Genomic DNA, 17,068 nt, shown 5'->3' with positions numbered 1-17,068 from the left:
CCGGCGGCAACCAGATCAAGAAAGAGCACCGTGATGAATCCTTCCGCATTTTCCAAGACCCTGTCGCAAGCGCTGAGGCCGGCGGCGCTGCTGCTGGCGCTGGCCTGCGCGCCCGCGCTGTCCGCCCATGCCGAGACGCCGGCCGCCGGCCAGAGCCAGCCGCTGGCGCCGCAAGCCAGCGCCAAGCCGATGGGCGACCAGGCTTACCAGCTGATGCAGGCCGGCCAGCAGGTCAAGGCCCACGAATTGTTCATGAGGGCCGCCGAGATGGGCGACCGCCGTTCGCTGTCGCTGCTGGCGGACAGCTATGGCCGCAATCCTAACGGCTACCTCAAGTCGCCAGCGGTGAAGAAGGACTACCCCAAGCTGATCCAGCTGTTGGAGCGCGCCGCGCGCTATCCGGAGCCGGAGGGCAGCGGCTACAGGCTGAAGCAGGACTTCGCCAGACTGCTGATTACCGCGCCCGCGCCCTACCGCGACGCGCCGCGCGGCAGCCGGCTGCTGGTGGCGGCCACCGGGCAGGATGACGATGGCACCGAGAATTACTACCTGCTGGGCCAGATGTACGAGCGCGGCGAAGGCGTGCCGGCGGATGGCAAGCAGGCTGTCTATTGGTACGAGCGCGCGGCCAGCGCGCTTTCCGGCTATACGCCGCCCAAGGTCCAGCGCGCGCTGGCGCGCATCTACAAGACCGGCGCGCCCAATCTGCCCGCCGATCCCAAGAAGTCGCGCGAATGGTCTGACAAGGCCAAGCACAACCCGGGCTTCCAGTCGTGAACGGCGGGATGGGCGGCTAAGCGATGGAAAACGCGCTCGTCGGACTGCCGGAGCTGCGCCGCCGGCTGGAGGCCGCCGCCGACCCCGCCAAACGGCCGGCGATGCGCGACTATATGCGCGGGCAGTTCGATTTCCTGGGATTGGCGACGCCGGCCAGGCGCAAGGCCGCCGGAGCGTGGATCCGCTCACAGGACGCGGCGGGTCCCGATGGCTGGCTGGCGGCGGCGGAAACGCTGTGGCGCCAGCCGGAGCGCGAATTCCAGTACGTGGCGGTGGACCTGCTGGCCCGCCATGCCGCCGAATTGCCGGCGGCCGCCCTGCCGCGGCTGCTGGCGCTGGTTGCCGCCAAATCCTGGTGGGACACCGTCGACGGCCTGGCGGCCTGGATCATAGGCGAGCTGGTCCGCGCCCGGCGCGAACTGCAAACCGACATGGACAGGCTGTCCGGCGACGGCGATTTCTGGCTGCGCCGCGTCGCCATCCTGCACCAGCTGTACTGGAAGCGCGACACCGACGCCGCGCGGCTGTTCCGCTACTGCGCGGCCAACGCCGCCGACCCCGAATTCTTCATCCGCAAGGCGATAGGCTGGGCCTTGCGCGAATACGCCTATACCGATCCCGACGCGGTGCGCGGCTTTGTCGCCGCCGCTCCGCTTGCGCCGCTGTCGCGGCGCGAAGCGCTCAAACGCATTGAACCCTTGCCTGTGAAGGAAGCATGATGACCGGACTCACCACCACCAATCTGACCAGCCTGAAGAAGATCTACTCCGGCAAGGTGCGCGATCTGTATCAGATCGACGAGCAACGCATGCTGATGATCGCCACCGACCGGCTGTCGGCTTTCGACGTGATCCTGGATGACCCCATCCCGGCCAAGGGCCAGATCCTGACCGCCATCTCCAACTTCTGGTTTGAAAAACTGAAGGACGTGGTGCCCAACCACCTGACCGGCGAAAAGCCGGAAGACGTGGTGGCGGCGGAAGACCTGCCGCAGGTGGAGGGCCGCGCGGTGGTGGCCAAGCGGCTGAAGGCGGTGCCGATCGAGGCGGTGGTGCGCGGCTACCTGGCCGGCTCCGGCTGGAAGGAATACCAGCAGTCCGGCGCCATCTGCGGCGTGGCGCTGCCGGCCGGCCTGCGCGAGGCGGACCAGCTGCCCGAGCCCATCTTCACCCCGTCCACCAAGGCGGCGGTGGGCGACCACGACGAGAACATCAGCTTCGCCCAGTGCGAGGCCATCGTCGGCAAGGAACTGGCGGCCCAGGTGCGCGACACCGCCATCCTGCTGTACAAAACCGCAGCCGCCTACGCGGCCACGCGCGGCATCATCATCTGCGACACCAAGTTCGAGTTCGGCCTGGACGAAAACGGCGTGCTGACGCTGATGGATGAGGCGCTGACGCCGGACTCCAGCCGCTTCTGGCCCGCCGACAGCTACCAGCCGGGCAGCAACCCGCCGTCGTTCGACAAGCAGTTCGTCCGCGACTGGCTGGAAGCCTCCGGCTGGAACAAGCAGGCCCCGGCCCCGGCCGTGCCGCTGGACGTGCGCGAGAAAACCGCCGCCAAGTACCGCGAGGCGCTGGAACGGCTGACCGGCTGAAACCAGGCGGCAGCCTGGCAAGCGTATGCCAGCGATTTCGCCGCCAGAGCCTCCCGCCGCCGGCCCCGCGCCGGCGGCATGGCTTGAGCATTGTCCGGCATTGCGACTACTATCTACTGCCTTGTCATAAAAACGCCATGCCATGACCGTCGTCCAACCGATACTCGACACCCCCCGCCTGCGGCTGCTGCCGGCCCATCCGGACAAGGCGGCCGCGGTGCTCGACTACCAGCTGCGCAACCGCGCCCACCTCGAGCCGTGGAACCCGACCGCCGGACCGTTGTTCTATACCGAATCCCATTGGGCGATGCAGTTGCGCCAGGCCGCCCGCAACTGGGAAGAGGGCGCCAGCGCGCGCTTCCTGCTGGCGACGCAGGCCGAGCCGGAACGGATCATCGGCACCGTCAGCTTCAGCAACATCGTCCGCGGCGTGTTCCAGGCCTGCCATCTCGGCTACGGCATCGACTGCGCGCGCGAAGGGCAGGGCCTGATGCGCGAGGCGCTGCAGTCGGCCATCGCCTTCGCCTTCGACGAGCTCAAGCTGCACCGCATCCAGGCCAATTACCAGCCGCACAACGTCCGCAGCGCCGCGCTGCTGCAAAGGCTGGGCTTCGCCGTCGAAGGCCAGGCCAGGGATTACCTGTTTCTCGACGGCGCCTGGCGCGACCACGTGCTGACTGCGCTGACCAATCCGCATTTCGACAGCCGGCCGCTGCTGGGCTGACGCGACGGCCGCGCGCCGCGGCCTGGCAAACCCGCTCCACCAACGCAAGGGCAAGCGCATGCACCGTACCTTTCTGACCGCCGCCGACGGCGAAGCCATTCCGCTGTGCGAATGGCTGCCTGACGGCCCGCCGCGCGCCGTGGTGCTGATTTCCCACGGCATGAGCGAATACGCCGCGCGCTATGACCGTTTCGCCCAAACGCTGACGGCGGCCGGCTGCGCGGTGTACGCGCACGATCACCGCGGCCACGGCGCCTCCCCCGTCCCGCGCGGCTTTTTCGCCGCTGAAGACGGCTGGCGCAAGGTGGTGGATGATGTGGAAACCGTGCGCCGCCACGCGGCGGAGCGGCATGCCGGCCTGCCCGTCATCCTGCTGGGCCACAGCATGGGCAGCTTCATCGCCCGCGCCTATTTCCTGCGCTACGGCGGCCTGCTGTCCGGCCTGATGCTGTCGTCTACCGGCTACCGCCAGCGGCCGCTGGCGCGGCTGTTGGGCGCCGTCGCCCGCTTCCTCGGGCGGCGCAAGGGCTGGGACCGGCCCAGCCGGCTGATGGCCGCGCTGGTGTTCGGCAGCTTCAATCTGGGCTTTCCGCCATGGCGGACCAAGATGGACTGGCTGAGCCGCGACCCGGCCGAAGTGGACGCCTACCTCGCCGACCCGGACTGCGGCTTCGACCCTACGCCGGGTCTGTGGGCCGACCTGTTCGCCGGCATCGTCGAAATGGAAAACGGCGAGGCGGCGGGCCAGGGCATCCAGCGCCGCTGTCCGGTGCTGTTGTTCGCCGGCAGCCGCGATCCGGTCAGCCTGGGCCGGCTGGCGCTGGGCCAGCTGGAAATCCGCTACCGCGACGCCGGCGTGCTGGACTTGCAGAGCCAGGTCTACCCCGGCGGGCGGCATGAGATGCTGAACGAAAGCAACCGCGCCGAGGTGGAAAGCGATATCCTCGCCTGGCTGGCGCGCGTCGCGCCCGCCGCCTGAATCCCCGACCGGAGCCGCCATGATAGAAGTCCACCACCTGAATCAATCGCGTTCGCGCCGCATCACCTGGCTGCTGGAAGAACTGGGCCAAGACTATGCCGTCGTGCGCTACGAGCGCGATCCCAAAACCCGGCTGGCGCCGCCGGCGCTGAAGGCCATCCATCCGCTGGGCAAGGCGCCGGTGCTGCGCGACGGCGACGCGGTGCTGATCGAATCCGGCGCCATCGTCGATTACCTGATCCGCACTTACGGCAACGGCCGCTTCGCGCCGGACATCGCTTCGCCCGACTACAACCGCTACGCGCAGCTGATGCATTACGCCGAAGGCTCGGCGATGCTGCCCATCCTGCTGCAGCTGTATGTCGGCACGCTGGGCGAGGCCGGCGCGCCGCTGCATCCGCGCATCCACAGCGAGCTGGACAACCATCTGGGCTATCTGGATGGCGAACTGGCTGGCCGCGATTACTTCGTCGGCGACGATCTCACCGGCGCCGACGTGCAGCTGTCCTTCGTCGCCCAGATAGCGGTGCGCGGCGAGGGCCGCCAGCGCTATCCCAATCTGGCGCGCTTCGTCGACCGCATCGAGGCCCGCCCGGCTTACCGCCGCGCCGCCGAGCGCCACGGCGAATAAGCCCGCCCGCCTGGCGTTTGCGCAACGCGGGCGGGCCGCCGGCCATGCCCGCGAGCCTTACGGGCGCGGTGGCGGCCCGCGCCGGCGCTCAGGCGGCGATCGCCTCCACTTTGCCGTCCAGCGCCATCAGGTAACGCTCCACCTGCAGTTGCGGGTGCTTGGCGACGATCATGCCGCTCAAGCGCCTCAGCGTTTCGGCGTGGACCTGGGTTTCCCTGGCCGGCTGCTGGCCGAAATCCTCTCCCAGAATCACCTTGTAAGCGCCGCAGTCGCGGTGGTCCAGCAGCACCACCTTCTTGATGTGGTGCAGGTCTAGCGCGATGCCCAGGTGCTGCCAGAATGTGGCGTTCCAGGCCGGGAACTTGTCGGTGACCGCGCCCAGCGCCGCGCCGGCCAGCACGATGTGGTCGTAATTGTCGCGCAGGCCCAGGCTGTCCATGAAGGCGGCGGTTTCATCCACCAACCGGTAGTCCATGCAGGACAATAGCAGCACGTCGGTGCCGCCGGCCGCCCAGGCCGTACGCGGCACAAAGCTGCCCAGCAGCGCGGCGCCGCCGCCCAGCGCGGCCAGGCGCAGGAAGCCGCGGCGGCCCAGCGGGCGCTGTTGCAGCGGGGTCAGGCAATCGGTGTGAGCGTGGTGTGTTTCTTGGCACATCTGTTGTTCTCCTTTGTGAGGGCAGCTTCAAGCTGCCTGCCGCGATTATAAGAGCCTGCGCGCGCAACATGCCAAGCGGTTTGCCGGCGGCCGCGTTGACAACTTACTTACCAGTAAGTATCTTGACTGGCAGAGCTGACATCGCCAGACGAATCAAAGGCTTGGGCGCGCAGCGCCCGGGCCGCTACATAACGGACACGAGGAAGAAACATGAGCGTTTACCCGCACCTGCTGGCGCCGCTGGACCTGGGCTTCACCACGCTGAAAAACCGCGTGCTGATGGGTTCGATGCACACCGGCCTGGAAGAATCCCCGAACGGCTTCGAAAAAATGGCGGCCTTCTACGCCGAGCGCGCGCGCGGCGGCGTCGGCCTGATCGTCACCGGCGGCGTCGGCCCCAATGCCGAAGGCTGCGTCGCCGAGGGCGCGGCGCAGCTGTCCGACGCGCATGAGGTGCCCAAGCACAAGCTGGTCACCGACGCGGTGCACGCCGCCGGCGGCAAGATCGCGCTGCAGATCCTGCATTCCGGCCGCTACAGCTTCCAGGAAAAGTGCGTGTCGGCGTCCCCCTTGATCGCGCCGATCAATTTCTACACCCCGCGCGAGCTGTCCGACGCCGACGTCTGGCAGACCATCGCCGACTTCGCCAACTGCGCCAAGCTGGCGCAAGAGGCCGGCTACGACGGCGTCGAGGTGATGGGCTCGGAAGGCTATCTGATCAACCAGTTCATCGCCCGCGCCACCAACAAGCGCACCGACGCCTGGGGCGGCAGCTTCGAAAACCGCATCCGCTTCGCCATCGAAACCGTCAAGGCGGTGCGCGCGGCGGTCGGCCCCGAGTTCATCATCATCTACCGGCTGTCGATGCTGGACCTGGTGCAGGACGGCAGCAACTGGGACGAGGTGGCGCAGCTGGCGCTGGAAATCGAGAAGGCCGGCGCCACCCTGATCAACACCGGCATCGGCTGGCATGAAGCGCGGGTGCCGACCATCGCCACCATGGTGCCGCGCGGCGGCTTCGCCTGGGTGACCAAGAAACTGATGGGCAAGGTGAAGATCCCGCTGATCACCACCAACCGCATCAACACGCCGGAAGTGGCGGAAGAGATCCTGGCCGGCGGCTGCGCCGACATGGTGTCGATGGCGCGCCCCTTCCTGGCCGACCCGGACTTCGTCAACAAGGCGGCGGCAGGCCGCGCCGACGAGATCAACACCTGCATCGGCTGCAACCAGGCCTGCCTCGACCACATCTTCCAGGGCAAGCTGACCTCCTGTCTGGTGAATCCGCGCGCCTGCCGCGAAACCGAGCTCAACTACGACCAGGCCGCCGCGCCGAAGAAGCTGGCGGTGGTGGGCTCCGGCCCGGCGGGTCTCGCCTTCGCCACCGTCGCCGCCGAGCGCGGCCACGCGGTGACGCTGTTCGACGCCGCGGCCGAAATCGGCGGCCAGTTCAATGTCGCCAAGCAGATTCCGGGCAAGGAAGAGTTCTACGAAACGCTGCGCTACTTCAAGCGCCGCATCGAAACCACCGGCGTGGAACTGAAACTGAACACCCGCGTGGCCGCGGCCGATTTGGCCGGCTTCGACGAGGTGATCCTGGCCACCGGCATCGCGCCGCGCCTGCCGGCCATCCCCGGCGTCGACCACCCCAAGGTGCTCAGCTATCTCGACGTGCTCAAGCACAAGAAACCGGTGGGCAAGAAAGTGGCCATCATCGGCGCCGGCGGCATCGGCTTCGACACCGCCGAATACCTGTGCCACGAAGGCCAGTCCACATCGCTGAACGCCGAAGCCTTCATGCGCGAGTGGGGCGTGGACATGACGGGCGACACCGCTGGCGGCCTGGCGCCGCAGGGCGCGCAGCCGCACCCGAGCCCGCGCGAGGTCTATCTGCTGCAGCGCAAGACCAGCAAGATCGGCGAAACCCTGGGCAAGACCACCGGCTGGATCCATCGCGAAAGCCTGAAGATGAAGCGGGTGAAGATGGTGTCCGGCGTCAGCTACGACCGGATCGACGACGCCGGCCTGCACATTACGGTGAAGGGCGAGCAGCAGCTGCTGTCGGTGGACACGGTGGTGATCTGCGCCGGCCAGGACCCGCTGCGCGAACTGCAGCAGCCGCTGTTGGACGCCGGCAAGCCGGTGCACCTGATAGGCGGCGCCGACGTGGCGGCCGAGCTGGACGCCAAGCGCGCCATCGACCAGGGCTCGCGCCTGGCCGCCGCCATCTGATCGCCCAGTCCGCGCAGCAAAAGCCCCCGCCTCGGCGGGGGCTTTTTATCTGGAAACGAGGCGGGCTAGCGCTGCGCCGACACCAACAGCAGCATCGGCCGCTCTCTTTCCTCGGCCAGCTCCGGCATCGCCGCCACCTGCTCGGCGCTGGGGCCCCAGTCCTCGATGTGGCGCAGCGCGAAGCCGGCGGCCATCACCTGATTGAGCAAGGTGCCGAGGGTGCGGTGCTGCTTGATCACGCCGTCGGTCAGCCAGTGAGTGACGCGCGGCCCTTCGTCCTGGTAGCCGCTGACCGGCCAGCAGCGCCCGCCTTGCGCATCCTGCAGCCACGCCGGCTGCCGGGCGGCCATGAAGATCGGATGCTCGATCGAGAACACCAGGCGGCCGCCCGGTTTCAGGGCCCGGTGGCAGGCGGCCAGCAGGCCGGCCAGGTCGGCGATGTAGTGCAAGGTCAGCGAGCTGTAGACCAGATCGAAGGCGGCAGGCGGCAATTGCAAGGTTTCCAGGTTCTGGCGCCGGTATTCGATGGCGTCGTCGCGGGTCATCGCCGCGGCCTGGGCCAGCATCTTTTCCGAAACGTCCAGGCCCAGCGCGGCGCTGGCGCCGGCCTCGCGCGCCCAGCGGCAGAACCAGCCGTAGCCGCAGCCCAGATCGGCCACCGCGGCGCCTTGCAATGCCGGCAGCAGCGCCCGCAGGCTGGGCCATTCCGGCGCGCCGGCCAAACCGTGCACTGAGCGGTTCAATTGGCTGTAGCCGTGGAAGAATTCGGGGGTGTCGTAGATGTTTTGCGTCATTGTCAAAAAACTCCATGTCGGGAAAAGCCGACGGCTGGGCGTTTGATGCCAACAAGACAAGCCCGGCCGCGGACGGCGGGGCTTGAGAGGGACGGAGCTAGGCTCCCGGAATGCGCGCGCGCGTTTCCCTCTCACCCCGCGATGGGGTGACGCGGGGTCTGGAGACGATCAGGATGTCGAGTGCGCGCATCCGTCCATTCTAACCCGTTTTCCCGCCGCGCGCCGGCTTGTGGATAATTGCGATGGCGACGCATGGCTGTGGATAAGTGGACACTTGGTTAACATCTGTTGCGGTGGGGCGCGTCTTAAAGCTTTCGAAATAATACTCAATCAGCATGGCGCGCGGTCGACATTTTCAGACCGCCCTACGATACCTACAAAGGAGAAACGCCATGACTGTTCCCACCGCCTTACGCCGCGCCGCCCTGGCCGCCGCGCTCAGCCTCGCCGCGCTGGGCAGCGCCCACGCCGCCCCATCGCCGCTGCTGGACGCCAGCCACCCGGTCAGCTGGTGGTTCGCCTTCAAATTCAACGCCGCCTCCTTTCCCGGCTGCGGCGGCGCAGCCCAGGTCAACAGCTGCCAGTTCGGCGGCAACCCGCAAAGCTATACCAGCGGCAGCAGCTACAGCCAGCAATACGTCTACGCCAGCAGCAGCCAGCCCAGCCTGAGCCAGGGCGGCGGCTGCATCGGCGACACGCCGGCCGATCCGGTCGGCGCCACCTTCAACCAGATCTACAACGGCACCTTGAACTACGTGGTGTGGAACGACCAGTTCTACGACGACCCGTCCATCCCCTCCTGCTCCGGCAACGCCTGCAACGCGCCGTGGGGGCATTCCAAGGGCGTGCTGGCCTGGGACGCGCAGGGCAACGGCGTGGTGATGCAGGTGAGCACGCCGTCGTGGCCGGCTTCCGGCAGCGCGCAATATCCGCGCAGCAGCGACGGCAACACCCTGGGCTGCGTGCAGGACAACGATGTCGAAGTCAGCCAGCATTTCTTCTCGCTGAAACTCAGCCATGCCGACGTGTTGGCGGTGCTGCAGGGCCTGGCCAACGCCAGCGCGGTGACCGATCCGGGCAATCCGCAGATCGTCAAGAACGGCGGCCCGGCCGATATCCAGGCGGCGGTCAGCCAACTGGGCCAGCAATCGGACAGCGTGACGCCGCAGGTGAGCAAGCTGTCCAGCGGCGTCACCCTGATCGCCAAGCCTTCCGCGCTGCAAGTGGCGCCGTGGCAACTGGTTTCGGCCGAGCTGGGCGGCATTTCGCTGCGCGCCGCCACCTGGTGGGAAGCCAGCAAGAGCTACGCGATTCCGACGACCACCAAGGCCGGCGCGCCAGCCTGCTGGGATAGCAGCCTGCCGGCGCCGGGTCCGGTGGCCATCGCCACCTCCGGCAGCTGGGCCGGCCAGACCTTCTCGCTGAAGGGCGGGCTGGGCAAGAACTTCAACCACGCCAAGATCGGCGTCAGCACCAGCGGCGGCACCGCCTACGCGATTTTCGGCGACATGAACCAGGAAGGCGCGCTGTCCGGCAATTGCGCCAGCGCCCAGAACGGCCGCGGCGGCCTGTTCTTCGCGCTGCCCAACGCCGCGCTGGCGCAGTCCATCGGCAAGCTGATCGGCGGCAGCACCGCCGCCGCCGCGCGCTGACGCGGTCCGGTGTTCAGGCGAAGGCGGCCAGCATGAAGTCGATGAAGCTGGCCAGCTTGGGCGTCGGCCGGCGGTCGGCCGGGTAGAGCAGATGCATGGGGCGGCTAGGCAGCGGATGGTCGGGCAGCAGGCGCAGCAGCCGGCCGGCGGCGACGTCGTCGGCCAGCAGCGCCTCCGGCTGCATCACGATGCCCAGGCCGGCGAGGGCGGCGGTGCGCAGCGCCTGGCCGTTGTTGGCGGTGAAGCGCCCGCGCACCGCCACGTTTTCGCCGGAGCCGAAGCGCCAGCGATTCTTGTGGCGCCAGTAGGCGAAGCCCAGGCAATCGTGCCCGGCCAGCTGCGCCGGCTCGGAGGGCGCGCCGCGTTCGGCCAGGTAGGCCGGCGCGGCGCATAGCCACATCCGGTAGGGCTGCAGCGGCCTGGCCACCAGGCTGGAATCGGCCAGCTCGCCTATCCGCACCGCCGCCTCGTAGCCTTCCTCCACCAGGTCCACCATCCGGTCTGCCAATGTCAGGTCCACTTCCACCTCGGGGTGGCGGCGCAGGTAGACGGCCAGCGCCGGCGCCAGGCGCAGGCTGCCGAAAGTCACCGGCGCGTGGATTTTCAGCAGGCCGCGCGGCGCGGCGCGCAAGGCGTCGGCGCAGCCGTCGGCGACGGCGATGTCCGCCAGCAGCTGGCGGCAATGCTGGTAGTAGATGCGGCCGACCTCGGTCAGCGATTGCTGGCGGGTGGTGCGGTTGAGCAGGCGCGCGCCGACGCGCGCTTCCAGCGCGCGGACATGTTTGCCCACCATGGTGGCCGACAGGCCGCAGGCGTCGGCGGCGGCGGTGAAGCTGCCTTTGTCCACGGCCTGCACGAATATCGCCATGCTGCTGCAAAGATCCAGCATTGAGAACTCCTGGTGCGCAGTGATCGCACCGTTCACGCGTTTATCAATCCATTCATCGCAATGATACTGATGACGGACGCATTTGCGTCGGCACGCACAGGAGAATTTCGATGATACGCAACGACGCGCAATACCAAAAAGGGCTGGAGCTGATGGCGTTTCTGCATGGCGGCCACACCGGCGGCGCGCGGGTGGCGCAGATCCAGGACATTTGTCCGGACTTCGCCGACATGGCCATCGCCTGGGCTACAGGCCACATCCTGAGCCGGCCGGGGCTGGACCTGGCCACCCGCGAGCTGATCCTGGTGGCGTCCTGCGCCACCCAGGGCTTCGCGCAGACGCAGCTGGTGGCCCATGCCGAGGCTGCGCTGCGCGCCGGCGCCAGCCGGCGGCAGATCATGGAGACCGTGCTGCAGCTGACTTTCTACGCCGGCGGGCCGGCGGTGAGCAATGCGCTGCTGGCCTTGAAGGACGTGCTGGCCGAGGAGGCGTGAAGCGCGCGGGCCGGAAATCGGCATGACTGATATTTGTCATTGATTTTCAATGCATTATTTGCCATGTTCATATTTTCCGGCCGCTACCGGCATCTCGCCGGCGGGGACGGCCTTTCATTGCGAGGAGCGTTCATGAGCATCAGGCATGTGATTCTGCTGGCGGCCGCCTTGGCCTTGCCGGCCTGGGCGGCGGAGCCGCTGCCGGCCTTCCACGGCGACGCCCGCCAGTCTTCGGTGTCCGGCTTGTCGTCGGGGGCCTTCATGGCGGTGCAGTACCAGGTGGCGTATTCGGCGTCGGTGGTGGGCGTCGGCGTGGTGGCCGGCGGTCCGTACTATTGCGCGCTGGACAGTTTCGCCGGCACCGCCGCCTGCATGAGCGGCCCGCCGCCCAGCGCGGCGCAGTTGCTGGCCGCGGCGGGCATCTTCGCCGCCGGCGGCCATATCGACCCGCTGCCCAACCTGGCCAGGAGCCGGGTCTACCTGTTCAGCGGCAGCCAGGACAACACGGTGAAGACGCCGGTGGTCGACAGTGCCGCCGCCTTCTTCCGCCTGGCCGGGGTGCCGGACAGGCAGATCCAGTACGAGCGCCGGCTGCCGGCCGGCCATGCGCAGATCACGCCGACCTACGGCAACGATTGCGGAACCACCGCCTCGCCCTACATCAATCATTGCAGCTGGCAGGGACAGGGTTACGACCAGGCCGGCGTGCTGCTGCGGCACATCTACGGGCCGCTGCAGCCCAAGGCGCAGGCGCTGGGCGGCCGGGTGGTCCGCTTCGACCAGCGGCCGTATGCCGCCGTCGGCAGCAGCCTGGCCGACGAGGGCTTCGTCTACGTGCCCAAGGCCTGCGAGCAAGGCGAGGCGTGCAAGGTCCATATCGCGCTGCACGGCTGCAAGCAGTACGCCGGCGCGGTGGGCGACGACTTCTACGCTCACGCCGGCTACAACGAGTGGGCCGACAGCAACCGCATCCTGGTGCTGTATCCGCAAACCACCACCTCGGCGGCGAATCCGCAGGGCTGCTGGGACTGGTTCGCCTACACCGGGCCGGCTTATGCCTGGAAGGAAGGCCTGCAGATGCAGGCGTTGAAGGCGATGGCCGACCGCCTGGTTTCCGCGCGCTGAGGCGGCGCCGAAAAGCGGACGCCCCGCTTGGCGCGGGGCGTTTTCATTGCGGCGGGCTGGGCTTACTCGGCCGCGCCGGCGCGGCGTGCCTTCACCGCTTCGGCCAATTGGGTCAGCAGCTTCTCGGTGTCGCTCCAGCCCAGGCAGCCGTCGGTGATGCTCTGGCCGTAGGTCAGCTCGTAGCCGGGCTTCTGGTCCTGGCGGCCTTCCACCAGGTGGCTTTCCACCATCACGCCGAAGATGTTGCGGTCGCCGCCGGCGATCTGGCCGGCCACGTCGGCGCTCACTTCCATCTGGCGGCGGTAGTCCTTGCGGCTGTTGGCGTGGCTGAAGTCCACCATCAGCTTGTGCGGCAGGCCGACCGCGGTCAGTTCGGCGGCGGCGGCGCGCACGTGCTCCGGCGAGTAGTTGGGTTCCTTGCCGCCGCGCAGGATCACGTGGCAGTCCGGATTGCCGCCGGTGGAGACGATGGCGGAATGGCCGGTCTTGGTCACCGACAGGAAGTGGTGCGGCACGCTGGACGAACGGATGGCGTCGACCGCGATTTTCAGGTTGCCGTCGGTGCCGTTCTTGAAGCCCACCGGGCAGGACAGGCCGGAGGCCAGCTCGCGGTGCACCTGGCTTTCGGTGGTGCGCGCGCCGATGGCGCCCCAGCTGATCAGGTCGGCGAAGTACTGCGGCGTGATCATGTCGAGGAATTCGGTGGCGGCCGGCATGCCCTGGTTGTTCAGCGTCAAGAGCAGGCGGCGGGCGATGCGCAGGCCGGCGTTGATGTCGTACGACTCATTCAGGTGCGGATCGTTGATCAGACCCTTCCAGCCGACGGTGGTGCGCGGTTTCTCGAAGTACACCCGCATCACCACCACTAGCTCGCCGGCCAGCGCGGCGCGCAGCGGCGCCAGCTTCTGCGCGTATTCGATCGCGGCGTCGGTGTCGTGGATCGAACAGGGGCCGATCACCACCAGCAGGCGGTCGTCCTCGCCGCGCAGCAGCGCCGAGATGTCGCGGCGGGTGTTGTAGATCAGCTCGGAAGCCTGTTCGCTGATCGGCAGCTCATACAGGTGGGCGATAGGCGGGAGGAGTTCCTTGATCTCGCGGATTCTGACGTCGTCGGTCTGGCGTTGCATGCTGGTGTCCCTTGGCTAACTTGTTTTCTGCATAGCAGCAAGATAACCGCATTTGTCGGCCCCAGACAACCCAGCATGCAAAAAGCGCCACGGCCTGGCGGCGGTGGCGCTGGATTAGGGAAGGCGCGGGGTATCAGTCCGCGTACTGGCGCTTCATGCGTTCGCGGCGCTCTTGCGCCTCCACCGACAGCGTGGCGGTCGGGCGCGCCATCAGGCGTTTCAGGCCGATGGGTTCGCCGGTGTCCTCGCAGAAGCCGTAGGAGCCGTCGTCGATCTGGCGGATGGACGCCTGGATCTTCTGCAGCAGCTTGCGCTCGCGGTCGCGGGTGCGCAGTTCCAGCGCGTATTCTTCTTCCAGCGTGGCCCGGTCGGCGGGATCGGGTGTCGCTTCCTGTTCCTGCAAATGGTTGGCAGTGGCGTTGGCGTTTACCAGCAACTCCTGCTGCATTTGCAACAACCGGTCCTTGAAGAACTCAAGATGGTCGGCGTTCATGTAATCATCGCCTTCCCAGTTGAGGATATCCTGTTCGGTCAGTTTAGCCATGTTTGGTGCTTCCAGCATAGAGTTGGCAACAGGCGGAGAAGATTACCGGCGGGCCAATGTTTGCGCAACTGTCTTGAGCTTGAAATCCAAATAATCACCCACTGCCGCTAACATTCGGTATAGCCCGGTTTCGCACCGATAACAAGCTCGCCCATTTTGGGAAACGTAATCAGAGTGCGGGTTTCGACCGGATATTCCCATACAAGTTCAAAGGCGGCTTTTGCCGCCTTTGAATTGAGGCAAGCCTGGTTGCGGACTTGCCGCACACAGACAATGCCGGTGTTTATTTCTGGCTGAGCACCCATTTGACCAGCGCCTTCAGGTCGGCGTCGGGAATATTCGGGTGCGGGGTCATCGGGATCGGGCCCCATACGCCGGAGCCGCCGTTTTTCACCTTGGCCATCAGCATCGCCTCGGCGCCTTTCTGGCCGGCGTATTTCTTGGCGACGTCCTTGTAGGCCGGGCCGACGATCTTCTTGTCCACCGCGTGACAGGCCGTGCAGCTGTACTTCTGGGCCAGTTGCAGGCTGGCCATCGCCGGCGCGGCGGCCAGGCCCAGCAGCAGGGCGGCAAGCAGGGTCTTTTTCATGTGATTCTCCCTATCGTTTCACGTGGCCGCCGGCCAAAACGGCCGGCAGCTGTCCAAAAGTATGACAAATAACCCGCTTTACTGGAGTACGACCTTGAGTTGGGTCAAGAAGCCTGCTTCCAGCGCCTGCACCGGCAGCATCATGATGACTTGGATGATCAGCAGCAGCACCAGCGGCGACAGGTCGACGCCGCCCACCACCGCGCGGCGGAACGGACGCAGGAACGGCCGGGTCAGGCTGTCCAGCACCGGCGCGATCGGATTGTAGGGGTTGACCCAGCTGAGCACCGCTTGCACCACCACCGCGCCCATCAGCAGGGTCAGCGACTGCTTGAACACTTCCAGCACCGACAGCAGGAACAGCGAAACCCACACCTGCGGGAAAGCGAACACCTCGGGCAGCGAGCCCAGCAACAGCCTCAGGATATTGGCCAGCAGGCAGACCAGCCAGGCCAGCAGCAGGGTGGCGGTGTCGTAATTCCGCACCGAGGGCACCAGCTTGCGCGTCGGCAGCACCAGGAAGTTGGTGGCGGCCATCACGAACTGGCACAGCGGATGCTTGAACGGCGCGCGCGCCACCTGCAGGTAGAAACGCAGCAGCAGCACCAGCACGAACAGGCCGGACAGGGTCTTGATCAGGAACTGCAGGGTATCGACAAACATGATTTCGGCTTACTCCTGGCTGAGTTGTTGGCCCATTTCGATTGAACGCTCGCGGCAATCCATCGCGCCGGCGACGATGGCCGCCTTGACGCCCTCGGCTTCGAAGCGGGCGATGGCGCGCTCGGTGGTGCCGCCCTTGGACATCACGTTCTGCCTGAGCGTCGCTACCGGCAGCGGGCTTTGCCGCGCCAGCTCCACCGCGCCGTCGAAGGTCGCCAATGCCAGCTCGCGCGCCTGGGCCTCGCTGAAGCCGGCCTTCACGCCGGCCTCTATCATGCTTTCTATGAAATAGAACACGTAGGCCGGGCCGCTGCCGGACACGCAGGTGATGTCGTCGATGCCGGTTTCGTCGTCCAGCCAGACGGTGAGGCCGGCGGCGCGCATGATGGTTTCGGCGGCGGCGCGGTCGGCCGCGGGCACGGCGGCGTCGGCGTACAGGCCGGACACGCCCTTGCCGACCATGGCCGGGGTGTTGGGCATCACCCGCACGATGCGGCCGCTGCCCAGCCAGCGCGAGAGCGCGTCCAGGCGGATGCCGGCGGCGATCGACACCACCAGCGCGCCGTTAAGCGCGGGCGCCAGCGCCAGGCACAGCTCGCGCAGCTGCTGCGGCTTCACCGCCAGCACCACCACGTCGCCGGCGTCGAAACGCTCGGGCAAGGTCTGGCCGCCGCTGGCGCCGAAGTCGGCCGCCAGCCGGTCTATTTTGTCCTGCTGATGCTCCACCACGTGGATGCGGTGGCCGCCCTGGCGGGCCAGGCCGCCGATGATGGCGCCGGCCATATTGCCGCCGCCGATGAATGTGATGCGCATGATGCTGTCCCCTTGCGATTGCGGCTCCCGGCCCGGCCGGGAGCCGATGTTTATTGCGGCTGGCCGCGCCGGCCGAAGATGGCCGAGCCCACCCGCACCAGGGTGGCGCCTTCGGCCACCGCCAGCTCCAGGTCGGCCGACATGCCCATCGACAGCGTGTCGAGCGGCAGGCCTTCGGCGCGCAGCCCTTCGGCCAGCGCGCGCAAGGCGGCGAACTGCGCCGCCAGCCTGGCTGCGTCGGCGGTCGGCTCCGGTATGCACATCAGGCCGCGCAGGCGCAGGCGCGGCAGCGCCGCCACCGCTCGCGCCAGCGCCGCCGCCTCTTCGGGCGCGCAGCCGCTCTTGCTGGCCTCGCCGGACACGTTGACCTGCACGCAGACGTTCAGCGGCGGCAGAGAGTCCGGCCGCTGCGCCGACAGCCGTTCGGCGGTTTTCAGCCGCTCTATCGAGTGCGCCCAATGCGCGAGTTCGGCGACGATGCGGGTTTTATTCGACTGCAGCGGGCCGATGAAGTGCCATTCTATCGCCAGGTCGGCCAAGGCTTCGCACTTCTGTTGCAATTCCTGCACGTAGTTTTCGCCGAAGGCGCGCTGGCCGCAGGCGTAGGCTTCGCGCAGGTCGGCGGCGGGGAAGGTTTTGCTCACCGCCAGCAGCGCGGCCGCGTCCGGCGCGCGTCCGGCCTGGCGGCAGGCGTCGGCCAGCCGCGCGCCGACCTGGCGCAGCCGGGTGGAAAGGGTGTCTGTCATGTCGTTTTTGTCCGTGAGCCTCCGCGACGGGGGATAT

At 67.4% G+C, this 17,068-nt stretch carries 19 protein-coding genes; 10 read left to right on the top strand and 9 right to left on the bottom strand.

Annotation, left to right across the window (positions count from 1 at the left end):
• Nucleotides 1-33 precede the first annotated feature (33 nt).
• The 6 genes from MY55_RS03985 to MY55_RS03960 all read left to right on the top strand — a co-directional run bounded on the left by MY55_RS03985 (nt 34) and on the right by MY55_RS03960 (nt 4,708).
• A complete protein-coding gene (locus tag MY55_RS03985; protein ID WP_065201994.1) occupies nt 34-777 on the top strand; it encodes a tetratricopeptide repeat protein in 744 nt (247 codons plus the stop codon).
• Between the two features lie 23 nt (nt 778-800).
• On the top strand, nt 801-1,496 hold the full coding sequence (locus tag MY55_RS03980; RefSeq protein ID WP_065201993.1) for a DNA alkylation repair protein: 696 nt from the start codon (nt 801-803) through the stop codon (nt 1,494-1,496).
• Entirely contained in the window at nt 1,496-2,374 is an 879-nt protein-coding gene (locus MY55_RS03975; protein ID WP_043572862.1) for a phosphoribosylaminoimidazolesuccinocarboxamide synthase, read from the top strand. The genes MY55_RS03980 and MY55_RS03975 overlap by 1 nt, the downstream gene beginning before the upstream one ends.
• Before the next feature lie 142 nt (nt 2,375-2,516).
• Nucleotides 2,517-3,098, top strand: a complete 582-nt coding sequence (locus MY55_RS03970; protein WP_065201992.1) for a GNAT family N-acetyltransferase — start codon at nt 2,517-2,519, stop codon at nt 3,096-3,098.
• 58 nt (nt 3,099-3,156) lie between these two features.
• Complete coding sequence (locus MY55_RS03965) at nt 3,157-4,077, top strand: alpha/beta hydrolase (RefSeq protein ID WP_065201991.1); 921 nt, start codon at nt 3,157-3,159, stop codon at nt 4,075-4,077.
• Nucleotides 4,078-4,096: 19 nt separating this feature from the next.
• Nucleotides 4,097-4,708 carry a glutathione S-transferase family protein gene (locus MY55_RS03960; RefSeq protein WP_047243021.1) on the top strand — a complete coding sequence of 204 codons (612 nt, stop codon included), beginning with the start codon at nt 4,097-4,099 and terminating at the stop codon, nt 4,706-4,708.
• A gap of 88 nt (nt 4,709-4,796) precedes the next feature.
• Here MY55_RS03960 and MY55_RS03955 read toward each other — a convergent pair whose 3' ends face one another.
• Complete coding sequence (locus MY55_RS03955) at nt 4,797-5,363, bottom strand: carbonic anhydrase (RefSeq protein WP_043572857.1); 567 nt, start codon at nt 5,361-5,363, stop codon at nt 4,797-4,799.
• A gap of 210 nt (nt 5,364-5,573) precedes the next feature.
• Here MY55_RS03955 and MY55_RS03950 point away from each other — a divergent pair, with 210 nt between their 5' ends.
• Entirely contained in the window at nt 5,574-7,595 is a 2,022-nt protein-coding gene (locus MY55_RS03950) for an NADPH-dependent 2,4-dienoyl-CoA reductase (protein ID WP_065201990.1), read from the top strand.
• A gap of 65 nt (nt 7,596-7,660) precedes the next feature.
• On the opposite strand, the gene MY55_RS03945 is transcribed toward MY55_RS03950, so the two are convergent.
• Nucleotides 7,661-8,389, bottom strand: coding sequence for a class I SAM-dependent methyltransferase (locus MY55_RS03945; RefSeq protein WP_047243022.1), 729 nt, complete (start codon nt 8,387-8,389; stop codon nt 7,661-7,663).
• Between the two features lie 392 nt (nt 8,390-8,781).
• Between MY55_RS03945 and MY55_RS03940 the strand changes: the two genes are divergently transcribed.
• A complete protein-coding gene (locus MY55_RS03940; RefSeq protein WP_047243023.1) occupies nt 8,782-10,041 on the top strand; it encodes a deoxyribonuclease II family protein in 1,260 nt (419 codons plus the stop codon).
• A 13-nt stretch (nt 10,042-10,054) separates the two neighbouring features.
• Here MY55_RS03940 and MY55_RS03935 read toward each other — a convergent pair whose 3' ends face one another.
• Complete coding sequence (locus tag MY55_RS03935; protein WP_197466039.1) at nt 10,055-10,930, bottom strand: LysR family transcriptional regulator; 876 nt, start codon at nt 10,928-10,930, stop codon at nt 10,055-10,057.
• Nucleotides 10,931-11,040: 110 nt separating this feature from the next.
• On the opposite strand from MY55_RS03935, the gene MY55_RS03930 reads away from it, so the two are divergent.
• Nucleotides 11,041-11,424 (top strand): carboxymuconolactone decarboxylase family protein, encoded by a 384-nt coding sequence (locus MY55_RS03930; RefSeq protein WP_043572848.1) that lies wholly within the window; start codon nt 11,041-11,043, stop codon nt 11,422-11,424.
• A 132-nt stretch (nt 11,425-11,556) separates the two neighbouring features.
• Nucleotides 11,557-12,549 (top strand): extracellular catalytic domain type 2 short-chain-length polyhydroxyalkanoate depolymerase, encoded by a 993-nt coding sequence (locus tag MY55_RS03925; protein ID WP_065201989.1) that lies wholly within the window; start codon nt 11,557-11,559, stop codon nt 12,547-12,549.
• A 62-nt stretch (nt 12,550-12,611) separates the two neighbouring features.
• Here the strand turns inward: MY55_RS03925 and aroG are convergent, their stop codons facing one another.
• From aroG to MY55_RS03895, 6 genes are all read right to left on the bottom strand, one after another.
• Complete coding sequence (gene aroG, locus MY55_RS03920) at nt 12,612-13,676, bottom strand: 3-deoxy-7-phosphoheptulonate synthase AroG (protein WP_065201988.1); 1,065 nt, start codon at nt 13,674-13,676, stop codon at nt 12,612-12,614.
• Between the two features lie 133 nt (nt 13,677-13,809).
• Nucleotides 13,810-14,220, bottom strand: coding sequence for an RNA polymerase-binding protein DksA (dksA, locus tag MY55_RS03915; RefSeq protein WP_021478430.1), 411 nt, complete (start codon nt 14,218-14,220; stop codon nt 13,810-13,812).
• Between the two features lie 283 nt (nt 14,221-14,503).
• Nucleotides 14,504-14,809: a c-type cytochrome gene (locus MY55_RS03910; RefSeq protein WP_043572841.1), complete on the bottom strand. Its 306-nt coding sequence runs from the start codon at nt 14,807-14,809 to the stop codon at nt 14,504-14,506.
• Nucleotides 14,810-14,887: 78 nt separating this feature from the next.
• On the bottom strand, nt 14,888-15,472 hold the full coding sequence (locus MY55_RS03905; RefSeq protein ID WP_043572839.1) for a YggT family protein: 585 nt from the start codon (nt 15,470-15,472) through the stop codon (nt 14,888-14,890).
• Between the two features lie 9 nt (nt 15,473-15,481).
• On the bottom strand, nt 15,482-16,285 hold the full coding sequence (gene proC / locus MY55_RS03900; protein WP_065201987.1) for a pyrroline-5-carboxylate reductase: 804 nt from the start codon (nt 16,283-16,285) through the stop codon (nt 15,482-15,484).
• A gap of 50 nt (nt 16,286-16,335) precedes the next feature.
• Nucleotides 16,336-17,031: a YggS family pyridoxal phosphate-dependent enzyme gene (locus MY55_RS03895; protein ID WP_043572834.1), complete on the bottom strand. Its 696-nt coding sequence runs from the start codon at nt 17,029-17,031 to the stop codon at nt 16,336-16,338.
• Between the last annotated feature and the right edge of the window lie 37 nt (nt 17,032-17,068).

Source organism: Chromobacterium subtsugae (genome assembly GCF_001676875.1).
GTDB lineage: Bacteria > Pseudomonadota > Gammaproteobacteria > Burkholderiales > Chromobacteriaceae > Chromobacterium > Chromobacterium subtsugae.
This window is presented reverse-complemented; position numbering and strand designations above follow the sequence as displayed.

Excerpts from the sequence above, each read along its gene's own strand:
- MY55_RS03985 (WP_065201994.1), top strand. The coding sequence starts at position 34 with ATGAATCCTTCCGCATTTTCCAAGACCCTGTCGCAAGCGCTGAGGCCG.
- MY55_RS03980 (WP_065201993.1), top strand. The coding sequence starts at position 801 with ATGGAAAACGCGCTCGTCGGACTGCCGGAGCTGCGCCGCCGGCTGGAG.
- MY55_RS03975 (WP_043572862.1), top strand. The coding sequence starts at position 1,496 with ATGACCGGACTCACCACCACCAATCTGACCAGCCTGAAGAAGATCTAC.
- MY55_RS03970 (WP_065201992.1), top strand. The coding sequence starts at position 2,517 with ATGACCGTCGTCCAACCGATACTCGACACCCCCCGCCTGCGGCTGCTG.
- MY55_RS03965 (WP_065201991.1), top strand. The coding sequence starts at position 3,157 with ATGCACCGTACCTTTCTGACCGCCGCCGACGGCGAAGCCATTCCGCTG.
- MY55_RS03960 (WP_047243021.1), top strand. The coding sequence starts at position 4,097 with ATGATAGAAGTCCACCACCTGAATCAATCGCGTTCGCGCCGCATCACC.
- MY55_RS03955 (WP_043572857.1), bottom strand. The coding sequence starts at position 5,363 with ATGTGCCAAGAAACACACCACGCTCACACCGATTGCCTGACCCCGCTG.
- MY55_RS03950 (WP_065201990.1), top strand. The coding sequence starts at position 5,574 with ATGAGCGTTTACCCGCACCTGCTGGCGCCGCTGGACCTGGGCTTCACC.
- MY55_RS03945 (WP_047243022.1), bottom strand. The coding sequence starts at position 8,389 with ATGACGCAAAACATCTACGACACCCCCGAATTCTTCCACGGCTACAGC.
- MY55_RS03940 (WP_047243023.1), top strand. The coding sequence starts at position 8,782 with ATGACTGTTCCCACCGCCTTACGCCGCGCCGCCCTGGCCGCCGCGCTC.
- MY55_RS03935 (WP_197466039.1), bottom strand. The coding sequence starts at position 10,930 with ATGCTGGATCTTTGCAGCAGCATGGCGATATTCGTGCAGGCCGTGGAC.
- MY55_RS03930 (WP_043572848.1), top strand. The coding sequence starts at position 11,041 with ATGATACGCAACGACGCGCAATACCAAAAAGGGCTGGAGCTGATGGCG.
- MY55_RS03925 (WP_065201989.1), top strand. The coding sequence starts at position 11,557 with ATGAGCATCAGGCATGTGATTCTGCTGGCGGCCGCCTTGGCCTTGCCG.
- aroG (WP_065201988.1), bottom strand. The coding sequence starts at position 13,676 with ATGCAACGCCAGACCGACGACGTCAGAATCCGCGAGATCAAGGAACTC.
- dksA (WP_021478430.1), bottom strand. The coding sequence starts at position 14,220 with ATGGCTAAACTGACCGAACAGGATATCCTCAACTGGGAAGGCGATGAT.
- MY55_RS03910 (WP_043572841.1), bottom strand. The coding sequence starts at position 14,809 with ATGAAAAAGACCCTGCTTGCCGCCCTGCTGCTGGGCCTGGCCGCCGCG.
- MY55_RS03905 (WP_043572839.1), bottom strand. The coding sequence starts at position 15,472 with ATGTTTGTCGATACCCTGCAGTTCCTGATCAAGACCCTGTCCGGCCTG.
- proC (WP_065201987.1), bottom strand. The coding sequence starts at position 16,285 with ATGCGCATCACATTCATCGGCGGCGGCAATATGGCCGGCGCCATCATC.
- MY55_RS03895 (WP_043572834.1), bottom strand. The coding sequence starts at position 17,031 with ATGACAGACACCCTTTCCACCCGGCTGCGCCAGGTCGGCGCGCGGCTG.